Origin of the sequence: Pseudomonas sp. BNK-44-b, from assembly GCF_047456245.1 — a bacterium.
GTDB classification, from domain to species: Bacteria; Pseudomonadota; Gammaproteobacteria; order Pseudomonadales; family Pseudomonadaceae; genus Aquipseudomonas; species Aquipseudomonas machongensis.
Genome location: NZ_CP179908.1, coordinates 1686758 through 1705212, shown reverse-complemented (window position 1 = coordinate 1705212; position 18455 = coordinate 1686758). Strand labels below are relative to the sequence as shown.

Here is an 18455-nt window from a genome sequence, read left to right as displayed (position 1 = left end):
GGCAGGCAGAAAAGACGTGTTTCACGGGCTGATCCATCGTCAGCCGCGATGGATCAATCCCGTGTTTGCCAGGCCGGTGCGCGCTGCAGCAAATGATCGAGCAGGCGACGCGCAGACAGGCTCAAGGCATGCCGGTCACGCATGCAGATGACGAACTCGCCCAGCGCCCAGTCATCGGTCAACGGGATCACCCGCAGGTCGAACAGCGGCGCATAACGCGCCACCGCCTCCTGCGGGAACACGGCCAGGCCCAGGCCGAACTGCACCAGACGATAGGCCGCGTCGAACGACGATACGTACGAGCGAAAGCGCAGTTGCTTGCCCGCCGCCTCGGCGCTGTTACGCATGAAGGTATTGAGCGTGGCGAAGGCCGACAGGCCCAGGTGCTCGTAATCCAGCGTCTCTTCGAAGGCGATGCTGGCACACCCGGCCAGTGGGTGATCGGCGCCAACTACCACGGCCAGATGATCCTGCCGGTACGGCACGAACTCCAACTCGCCAACGGCCATCGACTTACGGCAGATGCCCAAGTCTGCATTGCCCTCCGCTACCCCGCGCACCACATCCGGACTGAAGCGTTCTTCAATATCCGCCTGAATCAACGGATTGGCGAGCATGAAGGCCGACAATTCCTCCGGGAGGAACTCCATGATCGACGAGACATTGGCTAGCACACGCACATGCCCGCGTGCGCCGTCCGCGTATTCACTCAGTTCGCTTTGCAGAGATTCGATGGCGCGGGTCAGTCCTCGTGCATGGCGCAAAAGTGCGACACCCGCCGGGGTAGGTTCGACGCCACGCTTACTGCGTTTGAGCAGAGTGATGCCGAAGCGCGCCTCAATGTCCGAGATTCTCTTGCTGACAGCGGAGGGCGCCATGTATGCACGCTCGCTGGCTCGGGCGATAGTGCCCTCCTCGCAGATGATTACGAACAGGTGCAACGATAAGTGATCGAGGTGCTGCATCAAGTTTCCCAGTACTAAAGACGACGAGCATGGCTGCCGCAGCAGCCGAACCAGGGTCGTTACATTCCTTCCTTACCTTAGCTTGACTCTGCCGGCTGAATCTCCAAGAAGCCAGTGCACACCGTCTGATTCTCCAGCGTCAACGTCCTGGGCTTCCGAAGCTCAAATTGTATGAGCCGATAATGCTTCAAACATCCATTGCTTAAACTGAGAAACTGCATGGGGCTGCCTAGGTCGGCGTGGATGCACTAGGTAGTGACCAACGTAGCGAACGCTATTGCTGACGTGGCGAAGCGGACTGACCAAGCGACCGCTAGCTAACTCCTGCTCGGCTACCAGATCAGACTCAAGTACTACCCCCAGCCCTCCTGCCGCAGCAGCTATGCACATAGAACTCCTGTCAAACGCCAAGCCATAGCTACTTGGCGCCTGCATGCCGTTAGCTGCAAACCAGCCTTTCCACTGGATAGACTGACCATCGCTTTGGATCAGGAACTGAGAATACAAGTCCTGGGGGGTACGAAGGTGCTTGGCTACCTCCGGGCTGCACAGCGGTGTTAGTTCCTCAATGCACAACGGCATCTTTTCGTGAGGCGACGATTTCGGTTCGCCGTAGACGATATCCAGGTCGAAATCATCGTTATCAAACAGCGCATAGTCGGTGCTCGCCGAGATGCGCAGATCAATGCCTGGATGGTCTTCAAGAAAACTCGCCAACCGCGGCACCAACCACTGGCTGGCGAATGTGGGCGCCGTATGCAGACGCAGAGGCACCGCGGGCTCGTTGGTCGCAATCGCAAGGCCTCGACTCATTTCTTCGAACCCCCTCTGAATGTGTTCCAGCAGCATGGCGCCTTCTGACGTCAGAGACGTGTTGCGGGTGTTTCTCAGGAAGAGAGTTAATCCTGTGGCCGCTTCCAATTTGCGAATCGCATGGCTGACCGCGCTCGGGGAGAGATCAAGCTCCTTTGCCGCTTCGACAAAAGAGCAGGTGCGACCCGCAGCTTCAAAAACCCGAAGACCCGGAAGGGGTACTCGTTTCAAAAATTTCATTGATGAATCCTGTTCATTACCAGGCGAATTTAAACCTTTTGTCGCGCGCTTATTTTTACATGAACATCAGGATATTACTCAATTCGGATGCTGACTGATGAAGAGGCTGCGTCAGTAATCCCGGATCGCTGGTCACCAATGGAGAACAATATGACCGAGATTCACCACCCGCACTTGGCCCGGATGTCGGAACACGCTTGGCGTATTCGACGTTTCGCCTTGCGTATGGGAGAGGTTCAAGGCCAGGGCTATGTGGGCCAGGCATTGGGCTGGGCCGATGTGCTTGCTGTTGCCTACTGCCACGCCATGAATATTCGAGCTGATGACCCTGAATGGGAAGGCCGTGACCGCTTCCTACTGTCACATGGGCATTACGCCATTGCGCTATACGCCGCCCTTTTGGAGGCAGGAGTTCTTCCAGAAGAAGAGCTGGAAACCTACGGCTCCGATGATAGCCGACTGCCGATGTCCGGGATGGCGACCTATACGCCCGGCATGGAGATCTCGGGTGGCTCACTCGGTCAAGGTTTAGCGATCGCGGTAGGCCAAGCCCTTGGTCTGCGCATGAAGGGCAACGATGCCTTCGTCTACAACTCGATGTCCGACGGAGAACTGGATGAGGGGGCGGTGTGGGAGGCAGCCATGTCGGCCTCGCATCATCAGTTGGGCAACCTGATCAACCTGGTAGACATCAATCGCCAGCAGGCCGATGGCCCTTCCCATGAAATTCTCCAGTTCGAACCGCTGGTCGATAAATGGGCAGCGTTTGGCTGGCATGTACAGCGTGTAGACGGCAACGATCTGCAAGCGGTGATCGAGGCATTCGACATCGCTCGCGGTTTTACGGGGGCCAAACCTCGCGTGATCCTGTTCGACACCCTGATGGGTAAGGGTGTGCCATTCCTGGAGCAGCGGGACAAAAACCACTTCATCCGGGTCGAGCCCGAGGAGTGGCAGCAAGCACTCACAGACCTCGACGAGATTTACGCTACCAGGAGCCCAAAATGACCGCCGCCACTCCTACAAAGCCAAAACTCACCACTTCGTCCATGATCGCCTCTATCGCAAGCGAGGGGCAGCGCACCACCTCGGCGCCGTTTGGCCACGCTCTGGTCAAGGCAGCCCAGAAGAATCCGCGTATTGTCGGCATGACGGCGGATCTGGCCAAGTACACCGACCTGCACATTTTCGCCCAGCGCTATCCAGAGCGTTTCCTGCAGATGGGTATGGCTGAGCAGTTGCTCATGGCTGCTGCCGGCGGCATGGCCAAGGAAGGCTTCGTGCCTTTCGCCACCACCTACGCAGTATTTGCCACCCGACGCGCTTATGACTTCATTCATCAAGTCATCGCTGAGGAAAACCTGAACGTCAAAATCTGCGCAGCGCTGCCCGGCTTGACTACTGGGTACGGGCCGAGCCATCAGGCCACAGAGGATCTGGCGATGATGCGCGCGATTCCGCAGATGATGGTTATCGATCCTTGCGACGCACTGGAAACCGAGCAGTGCGTGGCCGCGATCGCTGAGCACGACGGCCCTGTCTATATGCGCCTGCCTCGTGGGCGGGTACCGCTGATTCTCGACGAGTACGATTACCGTTTCGAGCTCGGTAAAGCCCAGCTCCTACGAGAGGGCAACGATGTGCTGGTCATATCCTCCGGCCTTATGACAATGCGTGCTCTGGAAGTCGCAGACGAATTGGCCAAGCACAAAGTGGACACCGCCGTTTTGCACGTTCCGACAATTAAGCCGCTCGATGTCCAGACCATCCTGGAGCAATGCCGGCGCGAAGGCCGCCTGGTAGTCATTGCGGAAAACCACACTCAAATCGGCGGCCTGGGTGAGGCCATCGCCATGGCCTTGTTGCAGGCCCGGGTACAGCCTGAAATACGACACGTTGCGCTGCCCGATCAGTTCCTGGATGCAGGCGCCCTGCCGACATTGCACGACCGCTACGGCATCTCCAAAGACGTCATGGTCGCCAACATTCAGCGCTGGCTAGGCTGACCATTCCCTGACCATACGGTGGTGCCCGCTCACGTTGAACGCCCTTCTGCCTGGGCTCGTTGAGCGGGTTCTTGCCGTACAGCCCGTTACTCCTCTGGATCGTCCCAATAAGTACAAAGGTGATGGCGATGCAAAAAGGCACCAGTCTGCTGAAGAAAAAACGTGTATGGATCTATGCGTTTCTCTTCACTCTGACCTTGATCAACTACGTCGACCGGGTCTCGCTCTCAGTCGCATCCAAAGTCCTCAAGGAAGAATTCGATATCTCGCCAGTTGCGATGGGATACCTCTTCTCATCGTTCGTGTGGCTCTATTTTCTCGCGCTCATCCCCATGGGCTATCTGGTGGGCCGCTTCGGCCCCAAGAAGGTTAATGGTTATGGGATCGGTGTTTGGTCGGTTGCAACGGCCTGCACTGCATTGTCGACTGGTTTCATCTCGTTGCTCAGCTGCAGGCTTATCATGGGCATGGGGGAAGCTACCACCTACCCCGCCGGTGCGCGGGTCATTCGCGAATGGATGCCGCTTAAAGAGCGCGGTATGGCCACAGCGGTCTTCCACAGCGGCAGCCTGGTTGGGCCGGCCATTGGTGCCATTGGTTTCGGCTGGCTGATCAGTACATTCGGCTGGCGCATCGCATTTGTCGTGGCCGGTGCATTGGGCTTCGTCTGGCTGGCTGCCTGGTTGAAATGGTACAGCCATCCCGCTAAAGCGCCGTGGCTGGGGGATGCCGAACGCGCAGAAATTGCCGCTGGCAGCATCTCCTCCAGTACAGACCCTGCCCGGACTGTTTCCCTTGGTCTGAAAGGCCTCGCTCGCTCAAGCAGCATGTGGGCCATCGCCCTGTCCCATGGATGTGCGGTCTATGCCACCTACTTCTTCCTGACCTGGTTGCCGAGCTATCTGCAAGCCGAGAAAGGTCTGACGGTGATGTCGAGCGGTATCTACACCGCGATTCCGTATCTGGGCGCTGCAGTGCTTGCCATCGTCATTGGTCGCTTGAGTGACAAAGTGATGCGCCCAGGGGCCGCAGAATCGGGACAGAGGCGCATGGTCGTTGCCAGCGTTCTGCTGGCGTCTTCGGTCATCTTCCTGGTTCCTGCAATCGACAATACCTGGGCAATTCTTTTCGTAATCACGCTTTCGCTAGCCACTTGTGCCTCAGCGATTTCCCTGAACCTCTCGCTGGTCAACGATCTGGTGCGCTCGGAAGACGACGTCGGCACTGCAGCTGGCTTTATCACTGCAGTCGGCAATCTGTTCGGTCTGCTCGCTCCGATCGTGACTGGCTACGTGGTGGCCGGCTCTGGCAGCTTCGCCTTGGCCTTCGTCGTCGTCGGCGCATTACTTGTGATCGGCTCAGTCCTCTCGATGTTCTGCACGCGTCGGCCCATCGGCTTTGCAGCCTCCGGCAAACAGGCCATGGCCTGAATCAATAGCAAATGAAGGAAGTAGTAGCGTCATGAATCAACGTAGTAGTGAATCCCGCAGCAGCGGCCGGGCCTTGGCTGGTCACAGCGGGAAATGGCGGCTGGCGACCGTCGTGTTAGCCCTGGCGCTGGGGGCATTTGGCATGGCCCTTTTTGGCGGAGGCGTATGGCTGATGGCTTTGGGCGGTAGCTGGTATTACGCCCTCACTGGGGCGGGATGCGTAGCAACCACTGTCCTGCTGTGCAGGCAACGATTTGCAGCAGTGTACCTGTTCGCCGTGATCTGGGGCCTGACGCTGATTTGGGCTTTATGGGAAGTCGGACTCAACTGGTGGGGGCTTGTACCACGTCTCGTGGCAATCACCGTCATCCTGTTGTTGATCCTTGCCGTGTCGCCGTCACTGCGTCGCGCCCCCCGCTCTGCTGCGTAAAGAGGTTTGTCATGTTCCTATCAGTCAAATGCAGAAGCGCACTGGCGCTCGCCGTTTCTTGCGCGCTTCAGGTGCAGTTCGCTCAAGCTCAGCAGATGCCGCAGGTCGGCAGCGATTGGCCATTCTATGGCGGCGATCACAACGCTCAGCGCTTCAGCCCACTCAAGCAGATTACCCCGGAAAACGTCGGGCATCTGGAGCGCGCATTTGTGTATCACACACGGGATTTGCCGAATCCTGGCAGTCGATACTCGCCTGAAACAACCCCGGTCAAGGTCGGCAGCGACCTGCTGATGTGCTCTGCCAAAAACATCCTTATTTCGATCAACGCTGCAACCGGCAAGGAAAACTGGCGTCACGACCCTGGAGTACCTGATCAGGCCATTCCTCACGCAGCAGCATGCCGCGGCGTGGCGGTGTACACCGCACCAGAGATCCCTGAGTCCGCACAATGCCGCAGCCGTGTGGTAGAAGCGACACTCGATGCGAGGCTGGTAGCTGTAGATCTGCGCACAGGCGAGCCATGCAAAGACTTTGGACAGAACGGTACTGTGGATCTTTGGGAAGGTCTGGGGAAAAAAGTCCCCGGCTGGTATGCGGTTACAGCCCCTCCTACCATCGTCAATGGCGTGGTGGTCACAGGAGCACAAATTCGCGACGGTCAGGATGAGGATGCTCCTTCTGGGGTGATCCGCGGCTACGACGCAATCACCGGGAAAATGGCCTGGGCTTGGGATCTGGGTAACCCTGAAAACGTTCATGGCCCAGCCGAAGGCAGCACCTACACCCGTGGCACCCCGAATATGTGGACGGCTGCAGTGGGCGATGAGCAGCTTGGCTACGTCTACCTACCGATCAGCAACTCCTCGATTGATTACTACGGTTCCAACCGTAGCGAGGCAGAAAACAAGTATTCGACCTCACTGGTGGCCGTCGACGTGAAGACGGGCAAGGACGTATGGCACTTCCAGACTATCCGCCACGATGTGTGGGATTACGATCTGGGCAGCCAGCCGACACTTCTTGATTTCCCTGGCAAAGACGGAAAACCAGTGGCTGCCGTACTGCTGCCAACGAAGCAGGGTGACATCTACATCCTGGATCGCGCAACTGGCGAGCCTCTGGTTCCGATTGGTGAAGTCAAAGCGCCAAAAGGCGGCTCTGTTGAACCCCAGTTCCTGGCTGATACCCAGCCTACCTCCGAGTGGCACACCCTGCGTAAGGCCCCGAAAACCGAAGCGGACATGTGGGGTTTTTCACCACTTGATCAATTGATGTGCCGCATCCAGTTCCGCCAAGCCAACTATGAAGGCTACCTAACGCCACCATCGGTGGATCGTCCCTGGATTCAATACCCAGGCTACAACGGTGGCTCCGATTGGGGCTCGGTCGCGATCGACCCAGTACGACGACTGCTAATCGCCAATTACAACGACATTCCTAACCTGAACCAGCTCATACCGCGTGAGCAGGCAGACAAGATGGGGCTCAAACCTATCTATGCGCCAAAGGTTGATGAAACCTCGTTGAACAAGGCTGGCAGCAAATCAGGTAAGGGCGAAGGCGGGGCATCGACCTATCCGCAGGTCAACGCTCCCTACGCGATCAGTGTGAATGCGGGATGGCGTAACTGGGGCACCGGCGTGCCGTGCTCGGCACCTCCGTATGGCGGAATTCGAGCAATCAGCTTGGATACCGGCAAGACCGTGTGGGACGAGCCGCTGGGAACCGCGCGTCGCAACGGGCCTTTCGGCATCCCGTCGCATCTGCCACTGAATATCGGCTTGCCGAACAATGGCGGAACGGTGGTCACCGCTGGTGGACTCACCTTCGTCGGCGCGGCGACTGACAACTTGTTCCGTGCCATTGACACGGCTACCGGTGAGGTGCTGTGGGAAGACACATTGACGGCGGGCGCCCAAGCCAACCCGATCTCGTACGAGGTTGATGGTGAGCAGTATGTGCTCGTCTCAGCGTCTGGCCACGCCTTCATGGAAACCGGCACCAGCGACGAAATCATCGCATACAAGCTGCGTAAGTAATGCCTTGACGGGGCCCACTTGGGCCCCGTCTTGACACTGATTCACAGAGGAGTTTGATCATGGATTTGGGCTTGCAAGGTAAACGCGTACTGGTTAGCGGAGCTTCGAGGGGTATCGGGCGGGCAATTGCCAAGTTGTTTCTCGATGAGGGCGCCAAGGTAGCCTTCTGTGCTCGGGGTACCGCAGGCGTCCAAACGACGCAACAAGCACTGGGTCATGACGCCATCGGTACCGCCGTTGATGTTACTCAGCCCGACCAGGTGCAGGCCTGGGTCACGGATGCAGCGCAGCGTCTTGGAGGAATCGATATCGTCGTGCCGAACGTGAGCGCTTTGGCTGGCGGAGATGACTTGCAGACCTGGCGGCGAGCCTTCGACACCGATTTACTGGGAAGTGCGACGATGGTCAAAGCCGCATTGCCCGCCCTGCGTGAATCGCAAGCCGCATCGGTTGTCCTAATTTCCAGCGTATCGGGCCGAGAAGTCGATATGTTCGCCGAGCCATACGGCGTATTGAAAGCAGCCTTGCTGCACTACGGTAAAACGCTTTCTGCACGCCATGCGCGCGAAGGTATTCGGGTGAACTCAGTCTCCCCAGGAAACGTATATTTTCCTGAGGGCGTATGGGGTGACATAGAGCGCGACCAGCCCGAGATCTTCGCGAAATGCTTGGCTGAAAACCCGTTGGGCCGCATGGCTACACCCGAGGAAGTAGCCAAAGCAGTCGTATTCCTGGCCAGCCCTGCTGCAAGCTTTACCACCGGCACAAACTTACTCGTGGATGGCGGACTGACACGCTCAGTACAGTTCTGAGCATCCAGGCCTAACAGTAGTAATCTGGATAAAAATTGAATGATGAAACTCTATATCTACGAACATTGCCCGTTCTGCACGCGTGCTCGGATGATCGTTGGACTCAAGAGTCTCCCGGTGATGCTTCAGGTCATCATGGAGGGCGATGCCGAAACGCCCCTGCGCCTCATTGGAAAAAAGGCTGTGCCGATCCTGCAAAAGGAAGACGGCAGCCATATGGGGGAAAGCCTAGATATCGTGCGATATCTCGATGGCATCGGCCCGACAGTACTGGTGGCGCCGCAAGACCCAACTTTGGATGCGTGGATCAAAGAAGTCTGGCCCACGGCACTCAAGTTATTCATACCACGCTTCGTCCAGGCAGACTTCGCAGAAATCAACACGCCAATGGCAAGAGAGGCGTACCGGCTGCGGGAGGAGCAAGCCTTCGGGGATCTGGAGGCTTTGCGTGGAGCCACATCCAAGCTGGTGGCGGAACTGAAACCTCTGATCAACGACCTTGTTCCGCTGGTAAAGGACAGAACAACAATCGGCATCAACGATGTAACGCTTTGGCCCGTATTGCGTTCGCTCTCCATCGTTCGAACCGTTGAATTCCCAGATCAAGTGCTCCAATACATGCGTCGTTTGAGTGATGCATGTAGCGTTCCCCTACTCTTCAACCAAGCTGCTTGACCAATAAATAGATGGCGATTTTAGAGCCCAGCGTCAGCTCCCAGAATGGCGTGGGAAACAATTCCTTCCTAGGACGTCCTGAAGATCAGCGAGCTTTCACGACACCCGTTCGTGAGCTCATCGTGGATACAAGCACGCGGACTGTCAGATTCAAGGATCTTCACTTTCCGCTCAAGGCTACGTCTTGCCGGCTTTTGACATTGCTTCTTCGCCATCAAGGAAACGTCGTGAGCCGAACGACGATCTATGAGGAAATTTGGGGATACCAGTTCAATCCCGGCACCAAGATCATAGAAGTGCAGATTTGTTATCTGAGAAAGGTGCTTAAATCTCTCCAGGCGCCGTTCGAAATCAGGACACTACGCGGTAGAGGGTTAACCATTCGGGCAGTTGATGGGGGATCTTGATTGGCTAGGCATGAACGTCCCTTGAATCGGAGACGCGATCCCTGGGCGGTCAATCAGGCTCGCCTGCCACAAGGCTTAGGTGCATAAAGGAAAATGCGGTACATCGAAGAGTCACCAAAGCCGGTTAGCAAATCTGGTCATCCTGGAAGCGGCCTGAATCGGCCTGCATGAAAATTCCATGTGAGCCTTCTAGGTCGTTATATTGACCGAATCGGTCAATGAAATCTATAGTTACAGGCCAAACTCCCCCGTGCGAGGCGATCATGCCAGTCGAACTGCATCACATACTGCTGGTTTTCATGGTCTACATCCTTGGCGCAGCGAGCCCCGGGCCAAGCAATATGCGGATCATGGCTGTCGCCATGCAGGACGGACGCAGATCAGCCCTTTGCCTTGCTGCTGGTGTCGTCAGTGGATCGCTTTTTTGGGGGAGTCTGGCAGCAACAGGCATATCTGCGGTACTGACGGAGTACGCTCAGGCATTGGTAATCCTGAAGATCATGGGTGGGGCCTACTTGCTCTACCTGGGCTTCAAAGCAGCTCGTTCAGCGTTGAAAACGGATAAGCAGCTTGCCAATAGTGCAGGCCTGCCCTCGCGAGCTTCTGGATTCAAGCTTTATCAGCGAGGTCTGTTGATGCACTTGACGAACCCCAAAGCCCTCTTGGGCTGGATGGCAACCATGAGCCTTGGTCTCGGCGCACAAGCGTCTCAGTCGACAGTGGCAATCATCCTGGCAGGTTGCGCAGTTCTAAGCGTTACCATCTTCTGCGGCTACGCAATCATATTTTCGACCGATCCAATGATTCGCGCCTACCAGCGTGCTCGTCGCGCCATTGAGGGCTCACTGGCCATAATCTTTGGAGCAGCGGGCTTCAAATTGCTGATGACCCGCTTCTAACTCAACGTTCTTTGCATTACCACAGCTTATGGCCCCTTAACGTAGTAATAAAACTTTAGTTCAAGTATCTACTCTACCCACCGATCTGCGTAAAAAAGGGCTACACACAGACATGTGTAGCCCTCGCAGTTAATTTTCCAAACTCAACGCCGCCCTAAATTTCTTTTATTGTACTGCCCCCACGCAACAGAGCAGATCAGCAACGTGTTCCAAAGGCTTAAAAATTTTATCTTCATGGTGCTACCTACTATGGGTTCAAGATAGTGCCCTGATCAGCACTGATTGAGCGAGATCAGGCTAGGCAATCCAGATCCTTAAGAAAAGCTATAATTCTTAACCTAGGTTAAGCCTTTCTAATCCGGACACTGAGCATGAACCTTGTGCATCCACAGGTCGCGGCATTCATCGCTGTCTTGGAAGAGACAAGCTTCGAAAAGGCAGCGACCCGCCTATCGGTTACGCCTTCAGCAATATCACAGCGCATCAAGGCTCTAGAGGATCGCCTCGATCAGGTACTCATCGTTCGAGAATTTCCCTGCCGCCCAACGCCCGCCGGTGAACGCCTGCTGAGCCGGGTGCGTCCCATGCAGATCCTTGAAGCCGAGGCCTTGGCAGATTTCTTACCAAGTTTCAGTAGCTCGCCTTTCGCAACCTCAATCTCTATAGCCGTGAACGATGACTCCCTATCCACCTGGCTCATCTCAGCCTTGGCTAACCTCCACCAAGAGCATGGATACCTTTTTGTCATACAACGAGATGATCAAAGCCACACACTCGAATCCTTGAAAAGCGGAGCTACAATGGGTGCCATTTCCTCAGAAGCCCAAGCCCTACAAGGCTGCCAAGTGCATTACTTGGGATGCATGAGGTATCACGCAATAGCCTCCCCGAAATTCGTTCAGGACTACTTTTCTGAAGGTCTGGATGCCAAGGGGCTCAGACAAGCTCCTGTCCTTTCCTACAACCGCAAGGACACACTCCAGTCATCGTTCATACGAGGCGTTACCTCGCACGATGTAAGCCCTCCAGTTCACTACCTACCTACTACCACGGGCTTCATTGAGGCGGCAGAGCGCCACCTTGGTTGGTGTGTCGTCGCTGAAGGTTTGTTTGAAGCATCCCGGAACGCAGGAAGGGTCGTAGAGATAGCACCAGGCAAGCATGTTGAAGTGCCTATGTATTGGCAGCATGTGGCAGTGCGCTCAGAAACCCTTCTTGCAGTTACCAAGGCTATTAAAGCAGCAGCTGCAACCAGCTTACACTTGTAATTAGGGTATCCGTAAATAACTCCATCGCGCTCCATACGTGCAATACACTGACGGACTGCGTTGCGCAAAAGGTTACTTTGATACCTAGCTCCGCATTGGCAATTTTGGCGTTGGCGGTGAGCTCAGCCAGGATCCGCTCACCCTGTGGGTCGAGCTAGCGTTTTTTCATGCAGTATCCCTACATGTCCCGAATAAAGCTGGAAAGGCCATTGATATCTCCTTTGCTCAGCACAAGATGATCCACAGACAAACTGGACGTCGCAGTCACTTCACCTTTCCACATGCCCAGCTCCGCCAAAAGCTGCGAAGACTTGCTGGGAGCAAGCTGCGCCAGGGTTACCATTGGGCTCGCAATGCTCCGACGATGCAGCCGTGCTGCGAGGGCGCCCGTTGCAGTCTGCGGATCGACAGCTGTTCCCGCCTCTTTGTACAAGGTAACCATCTCCGCTTTGACTTGCTCATCAGCAACAGCATGCGAGTCAAACAACATACGCGCCTGCAGCCACTGCTTGTTCCCAATGCTCAGTTTACCGGAGTCCTCGAAAGCAGCCATTAGGCGCTGCACGGTACTGCCGTCATGATCATAGAGTTCCCAGATAAAGCGCTCGAGGTTTGAAAAGAGTGAAAAGTCCATTGAGGGGGACAGCGAATGGCTGACCTCTCGGGTTGAGTAGCTGTTTTGATTGATGAAGCGATGCAGAGAGTCATTGGTGTTGGTTGACACAATGACCTGATTGATTGCCAGCCCCATTTTTTGGGCAATGAAGCAAGCATAGATCTCGGCGAAGCTCGCACCCGGTATGCTGAAACCAACAGGGCGCACTCCTCCACCAAGCTGCAAAGCACTGTGGAAAAAGAAGACGATCTGAGCTAAGACTCCCACCCAATTCGTAGAGTTGAAACTGATTGGAAGGACATCTTTCACCGGCCAGGCTCTGAGCACTTTGGAAACCAGTGTCTGGCAATCATCGAAGCTACCGCTAACCTCGATCAACTGAACATGATTTGAGCTCGATCCCATCAAACCGGCCAACCGATCAGCAGGCACACCGTCCTGGGGATAGAGGGCCAACACCTTTACATTGGGCACATCTTTGAAGGCTTCGACAGCTGCAAGCCCCGTATCGCCATTGGTTGCCCCAATAACGACTGCTTGGCTGGGCGGTGTCAGAAAATATGTAACAAGCCGAGATTGGAGTTGGGCTGCGAAATCCTTGGAAGCCTGCGTAGGCCCATGGTGCAGCTGCAGAACCCATTCATTTGGGCCAATCTGCTGAAGAGGAGCTACCGCTCGGTGGTCAAAGCATTGGTAGCAGTCCTTCAGTATCGTCCTCAAGGCAGAGCTTTCAATTTCACCGCTCACAAATGGGGAAATTACACGAAACGCGAGCTCATCAAAGGGAAGCCATGACCAGCTGGCAATGGCTTCACTATCGAAGTGTGGGAGGCTCTCCGGCACGTAGAGCCCTCCATCAGATGCCATGCCTGAGAGAACAACGCTACGAAAATTGGCAGGCTCAGCAGAACCACGAGTGCTTACGTAGTCCATATTTACTCCAAATAATAATCAAGCGACCATTCTGTGCTGCAAGAGAATTTCTCAAGCAGCCCTAATACCACCTTATGCATGAAGAATTCGCAGCTGAATAGAACAAATCGCATTACATGGCAAAACACCAACAACCACATTTTGCTCGCGAACCATGCAAATCGAAAAGCATGCTCGTTTGGGAATGCACAAAAGGCCGCTCAATGGCGGCCTTTCGTAATTAATCAAGATCATGCTGCCGACGAAAACTTCATAAGCAACAAACCACCTATAATCATAATGGCAGCTAGAATCCTGAGCGAGCCTGCCGGCTCGCCAAGAAATGCAATACCTACCGCAAACGCGCCAACAGCGCCAATCCCTGTCCAGATAGTATAGGCCGTACCTAATGGCAAACTCTTCATCGAATAGGAAAGCAAAACAAAGCTTGCAACAACTGTAATGATAGTTACAACTGAAGCTCCGATCCTTGTGAAGCCTTCTGATTGCTTCATCGAAAAGGCCCAAACAACCTCGAGAATCCCTGCAATTATCAAACTAACCCAAGCCATCGACGGCTCCATTAAGAAGCCGGGTCGTCCCGGCAAGATTAACCCAAATTCAAGGGGTCGTCCCCTGGGCAACAGAACTCTGAAGCTAACTCAAGCTTCGATGAGCTCACTAGTAATTACAGCGCCCGGCATCATTTTCGACAAGCCGGTGATAAGATCATCTGCTGCTGCATTCAGTGCCTCAATTGGCATTTCAGGCAAACTTTCGAGAATAAACCACATCTGCTTCGCCTCGGCATCCAGACGGGTTCGGACACCTTGACGCCAGTTCCAACGACGGCAGGTGACACCCCGATCATCGCGCCAAATGACCTCACCAGCATCAGGTGGTTCATTCGCAGGCTCGCCACTTTTCATCGTGTCAAACTCTTCACTGCCATCAGCGAACGTCAAGCGGGGCATGCCAACGTAGGCGGCAAAATTCTCGCCACCCACTGGAATGGCATATTGAATGCTGATGGCATTGTAAAGGTCGACAACCGGATCAATTGTTGGAAGCTTCCCATCTTTTTTGACCCGCTTCAGGAGCGCCTCGGCAGAGCACGGGGTACGCTGCGGCTTCACACCAAACTTACGGAACGCGTCCCCCCAAGCAGCGAGGTGAGCATCAGCCCAATGTGCAGTGCCTGCCTCAACAACCTGATACGCACGCTCCATCGCTTCAGCGGCTATACCAGGATTGACGATAGGAGCCGCTTCTACGACAACGCTGACGGCTCGAAAGCCTGGAGTGAGCTCAGCAATCCTTGGGTCAATTGACGGATGTACTGAAAGCATCAGAGAATCTCCTAAACTGACCAATTTAGAGCATTTTACTGACCGATGACCAAAAAAGTCAATATATCGACCGACCCGGAATTCCATGTCCAACAGGTCAGCGAGGCAGTGGCCAAGCGGCTTAGGGAGGTACGCAAGCAGCAGAAAATCTCTCTTGATGAGCTTGCCCGTCGCTCTGGCGTCAGCAAGGGAATGGTAGTAGAGATTGAAAACTGCAAAGCGAATCCAAGTATCGGCATCCTGTGCAAGATCTCCGCAGCCCTTGGGTTGTCCGTCGCTGACGTCGTGAATGTGGCGAGCACCCCCACTGCCCGCCTAATTGACGCGCAGGAGATTCCGACGCTCTGGAATGGGCCCGAAGGTGGCACAGCTCGCTTACTCGCAGGCACAAGCGGGCCTAACATGATTGAGCTGTGGAAGTGGGAAATCAAACCTGGTGAGTTTTTCGAGTCCAGTGGCCATCCCACAGGCACCTTCGAGCTGTTTCATGTTGAACAAGGTACGTTGACCCTGGAGATCAGCGAGACAACGCTCATCATTGAACAGGGGTGTTCAGCAGTTGCGAAAACAGACGTCCCCCACCGGTACATCAACAATGGAAAAAAGACAGTCATTTTCGCCATGACCGTAGCCGAGCTTCATCAGTAAGGTTCCTTAGGTAAAAAAAAGCCTCCCGGATAGGGAGGCAAAGAGGGTTACCTACGAAGATCAGGGATTCGGGAGGTTGCATGAGGTCTCCCGAATGAATTTCAGTTACTAAAGGTCTCGTCTAGGGCCGCCGAAATGTCCTTGATCAGGTCGTCAGCATCTTCGAGACCAATCGAAAGACGCAGGTGACCATACTCAAGGAACTCTTTTGGATAGTGCTCAGAGCCACCGCGGGCCTCAGGGCCCACGTGAACGATGAGCGATTCATCGTGACCGATGGAAACGGCTGAAGTAATAACCCTCAGTTTCGCAACAAAGCGGTTCTGCTTGTCAGAGTTGCCTTTCACAGCAAACGCCATGACACCGCCAAACCCTTTGCCTTCGAACTGACGACGGGCCAGCTCGTGCTGAGGATGGGACGGTAGGCCCGGGTAGTAAACGTAGGCAATGCGTTCATCGGAATCCAGGAACGCAGCCACCTTCTCAGCCGTCGCGAGATGCTGACGGATGCGCAGGGGCAAGGTTACTGAACCACGCATTATCAGCCAGGCATTGAATGGAGAAATGACAGCACCCAGGTCAACCAAGGCGTCATGCTTGATCTTCCCGATCAATTCTTTGCTGCCAATCACAACACCACCCATGGCGTCACCATGACCATTGATGTACTTGGTAAGGGAGTGAACGACCAGATCAGCCCCTTTGCTCAAGGCGCGGAAGAACGGCGGCGGTGTGAAGGTTGCGTCGACCGACAGAAGAGCACCATGCGCTTTGGCAATTTCTGCCAAGCCTTCGATATCAGCGACCTTAGTGGTCGGGTTCCCGATGGACTCAGTATGGATCAGCTTGGTGTTAGGCTTCATTGCCTTACGCACTGCGTCCAAATCCCCCATGTTGACGAAGGTCGCTTGAATGCCATAGCGCTCAGGAAGCAGCTCTGCGAACAGACGCCACACCGCTTCGTAGGTCACGTCGCCGACGACAATGTGGTCTCCACTTTTCAGAAAAGTGAAAAACACCGAGTGCAGTGCAGCAACGCCAGTCGCAAATGCGGCTGCAGCCTCACCTCCCTCAATAGCTGCTAGTTTCTTCTCCAGGCACACTTGGTTGTGGCCCGCGTTACGGGTGTAGACCAACCCATCTGGGCTCGACCAGTCCATGTCTTCCGGGTCATCAGGAAGACGATAAGAGTTTGCCATGACCAGCGGGGTGCGCACGGCGCCGGTGGTGACGTCCATAACGTTGCCACCATGAACTGCCTGGCTGCTAACGCCCAACGTGGCCAAGTTTTCTTTATCAGGACGCATCTTAATACCCTCTTGCTTATTGAGCTTCTTTTAATGTGGGCTTAACAGCCAACTCTTCGTTTGCTTCAGCAGCTGTGGTTAAAACCAACTCCTGATTTTCATCAAACTTCAATTTTCCGTTTGCGATTCCGTAAACTCGACCTCGAACCACATACCAACCAATCACAAGAACCGCTGCGTAGAAGGGGATAGACGCAGCGGAGTACGTACCTACTGGGTAGTCGCAAGCAATCAGAATGAAGACCAAAACGAAGAATGCCAGCGTTGCGTAACCGCTATAAGGCGCGAACAACATCCTGAATTTAGGCCGCTCAATAAGGCCTTGCTGGGATAGCTTGAAGAGTTTGAGCTGGCAGAGAATAATCACTCCCCAAGCACCAAGCATCAAAATGGCCGTCAACGACATGGCAATTTCAAAAGCTTGACCGGGCAGAAATGCATTCATTGCAACGCCAACCAGGGAAGCAATTGTCGTGAACATAATCCCTGCAAACGGCACCCCATTGCTGTTCATTTTCACAAGGAATGGCGGCGCGGATCCTGTTACAGCAAGGGAGCGGAGAATACGTCCGGTGGTGTAAATCCCGGCATTGAGGGATGAAATGGCAGCAGTGAACAACACCATGTTCATGATTGCATCAGCACCGCGCACCCCAATGGCACCGAAGAAGGTCACCAATGGACTCACTCCTGGGATATAAGAGGAGCTCGGCATAAGTAGCGAAAGCAGCAATATAGTGCCAACATAGAAAACAACAATACGGAAGACAACTGCTCGAATGGCTTTAGGCATGACCTTTTCAACATCTTTGGCCTCCCCTGCGGCTGTGCCAACAAGTTCAATACTACCGTAAGCGAATACCACACCCTGTATCAAAATTACAGCCGGCATCACACCATAAGGGAACCACCCCCCATGATCAGAAATCAACTGGAACCCAGGAACATGGCCGTCGATGGGTGTACCAAAGATAACCATGTACACACCCACGCAGAGGAATGTAACCAGGGCTGCTACTTTAAAAAAGGCAAACCAGAATTCCAGCTCGCCAAAAATTTTTACAGATACCAGGTTAATACCAGTAATAATCGCTAGCACACCCAGTGCGGAGGCCCATTGTGGGACGTCTCCGAGGAATGGAACATACGCCTTGAAGAAATTCAGGTAAAGCGCGGTCGCAGTGAGTTCAGCAATCGCAACCGTTACCCAGTTTGTCCAATACATCCAACCCGCTGCATAAGCCAGTTTTTCACCATAGAACTCTCGGGCATAAGACACAAATGACCCGGTGGACGGCCTGTGGAGAACCAACTCACCGAGAGCGCGAATGATGAACCACGCAAAGACACCGCACACAGCAAATGCAAAAACAAGTGACGGGCCGGCCTCAGAAAGTCGAGCACCTGCACCCAAGAACAAACCGCTGCCAACCGCCCCGCCAATCGCAATCATCTGTATTTGACGAGCTCGCAACGTCTTTTTGTAACCGACGTCCTCCGCACCAACATACTTAACCCTGCTTGCACGCTCAGTAGCTGGGCCAGCAGTTACACTCTCTTTAAAGCTCATACGCCAACACCTTGTTATTGTATTACGGCAAGGTGCAAGACATACACACCTTACATACGCAGCATA

General features: G+C 54.6%; 18 protein-coding genes and 1 pseudogene. 11 read left to right on the top strand and 8 right to left on the bottom strand.

Annotated features, from left to right (window positions below):
• Positions 1-53: 53 nt before the first annotated feature.
• Together ACMGGG_RS07890 and ACMGGG_RS07885 are read right to left on the bottom strand one after the other, a co-directional pair.
• Positions 54-965 (bottom strand): LysR family transcriptional regulator, encoded by a 912-nt coding sequence (locus ACMGGG_RS07890; RefSeq protein ID WP_414155189.1) that lies wholly within the window; start codon positions 963-965, stop codon positions 54-56.
• 162 nt (positions 966-1127) lie between these two features.
• Positions 1128-2018 (bottom strand): LysR substrate-binding domain-containing protein, encoded by an 891-nt coding sequence (locus ACMGGG_RS07885; protein WP_414155188.1) that lies wholly within the window; start codon positions 2016-2018, stop codon positions 1128-1130.
• 150 nt (positions 2019-2168) lie between these two features.
• Between ACMGGG_RS07885 and ACMGGG_RS07880 the strand changes: the two genes are divergently transcribed.
• From ACMGGG_RS07880 to ACMGGG_RS07835, 10 genes are all read left to right on the top strand, one after another.
• Positions 2169-3026, top strand: coding sequence for a transketolase (locus ACMGGG_RS07880; protein ID WP_414155187.1), 858 nt, complete (start codon positions 2169-2171; stop codon positions 3024-3026).
• Entirely contained in the window at positions 3023-4024 is a 1002-nt protein-coding gene (locus tag ACMGGG_RS07875) for a transketolase family protein (RefSeq protein WP_414155186.1), read from the top strand. Before ACMGGG_RS07880 ends, ACMGGG_RS07875 begins: the two co-directional genes overlap by 4 nt.
• Before the next feature lie 128 nt (positions 4025-4152).
• Positions 4153-5454 (top strand): MFS transporter, encoded by a 1302-nt coding sequence (locus ACMGGG_RS07870; protein WP_414155185.1) that lies wholly within the window; start codon positions 4153-4155, stop codon positions 5452-5454.
• A 31-nt stretch (positions 5455-5485) separates the two neighbouring features.
• A complete protein-coding gene (locus tag ACMGGG_RS07865; protein ID WP_414155184.1) occupies positions 5486-5884 on the top strand; it encodes a glucose dehydrogenase in 399 nt (132 codons plus the stop codon).
• An 11-nt stretch (positions 5885-5895) separates the two neighbouring features.
• On the top strand, positions 5896-7926 hold the full coding sequence (locus ACMGGG_RS07860) for a pyrroloquinoline quinone-dependent dehydrogenase (protein WP_414155183.1): 2031 nt from the start codon (positions 5896-5898) through the stop codon (positions 7924-7926).
• 59 nt (positions 7927-7985) lie between these two features.
• Positions 7986-8738, top strand: a complete 753-nt coding sequence (locus tag ACMGGG_RS07855) for an SDR family NAD(P)-dependent oxidoreductase (RefSeq protein ID WP_274081386.1) — start codon at positions 7986-7988, stop codon at positions 8736-8738.
• A 39-nt stretch (positions 8739-8777) separates the two neighbouring features.
• Entirely contained in the window at positions 8778-9413 is a 636-nt protein-coding gene (gene grxB / locus ACMGGG_RS07850) for a glutaredoxin 2 (protein ID WP_414155182.1), read from the top strand.
• Positions 9414-9424: 11 nt separating this feature from the next.
• Positions 9425-9820, top strand: coding sequence for a winged helix-turn-helix domain-containing protein (locus ACMGGG_RS07845; protein WP_414155181.1), 396 nt, complete (start codon positions 9425-9427; stop codon positions 9818-9820).
• Positions 9821-10083: 263 nt separating this feature from the next.
• On the top strand, positions 10084-10719 hold the full coding sequence (locus tag ACMGGG_RS07840; protein ID WP_414155180.1) for a LysE family translocator: 636 nt from the start codon (positions 10084-10086) through the stop codon (positions 10717-10719).
• 371 nt (positions 10720-11090) lie between these two features.
• A complete protein-coding gene (locus ACMGGG_RS07835) occupies positions 11091-11987 on the top strand; it encodes a LysR family transcriptional regulator ArgP (RefSeq protein WP_414155179.1) in 897 nt (298 codons plus the stop codon).
• Positions 11988-11992: 5 nt separating this feature from the next.
• Here the strand turns inward: ACMGGG_RS07835 and ACMGGG_RS07830 are convergent.
• The 4 genes and pseudogenes from ACMGGG_RS07830 to ACMGGG_RS07815 all read right to left on the bottom strand — a co-directional run.
• Positions 11993-12120, bottom strand: a pseudogene (locus ACMGGG_RS07830) (winged helix-turn-helix transcriptional regulator); the annotation flags it as partial.
• A gap of 45 nt (positions 12121-12165) precedes the next feature.
• A complete protein-coding gene (locus tag ACMGGG_RS07825; RefSeq protein ID WP_414155178.1) occupies positions 12166-13536 on the bottom strand; it encodes a pyridoxal-phosphate dependent enzyme in 1371 nt (456 codons plus the stop codon).
• 230 nt (positions 13537-13766) lie between these two features.
• The gene (locus ACMGGG_RS07820) at positions 13767-14087 is read right to left on the bottom strand and encodes a DMT family transporter (protein WP_170029845.1); all 321 of its coding nucleotides are present in this window, start codon (positions 14085-14087) and stop codon (positions 13767-13769) included.
• A gap of 90 nt (positions 14088-14177) precedes the next feature.
• On the bottom strand, positions 14178-14864 hold the full coding sequence (locus ACMGGG_RS07815) for a B3/4 domain-containing protein (RefSeq protein ID WP_414155177.1): 687 nt from the start codon (positions 14862-14864) through the stop codon (positions 14178-14180).
• Between the two features lie 45 nt (positions 14865-14909).
• Here ACMGGG_RS07815 and ACMGGG_RS07810 point away from each other — a divergent pair, with 45 nt between their 5' ends.
• Positions 14910-15512, top strand: coding sequence for a helix-turn-helix domain-containing protein (locus ACMGGG_RS07810; RefSeq protein ID WP_414155176.1), 603 nt, complete (start codon positions 14910-14912; stop codon positions 15510-15512).
• 101 nt (positions 15513-15613) lie between these two features.
• On the opposite strand, the gene ACMGGG_RS07805 is transcribed toward ACMGGG_RS07810, so the two are convergent.
• Both ACMGGG_RS07805 and ACMGGG_RS07800 read right to left on the bottom strand, forming a co-directional pair.
• Positions 15614-16819, bottom strand: coding sequence for a trans-sulfuration enzyme family protein (locus ACMGGG_RS07805; RefSeq protein ID WP_170029842.1), 1206 nt, complete (start codon positions 16817-16819; stop codon positions 15614-15616).
• Positions 16820-16835: 16 nt separating this feature from the next.
• Positions 16836-18389: an amino acid permease gene (locus tag ACMGGG_RS07800; RefSeq protein WP_170029841.1), complete on the bottom strand. Its 1554-nt coding sequence runs from the start codon at positions 18387-18389 to the stop codon at positions 16836-16838.
• Positions 18390-18455: the final 66 nt, after the last annotated feature.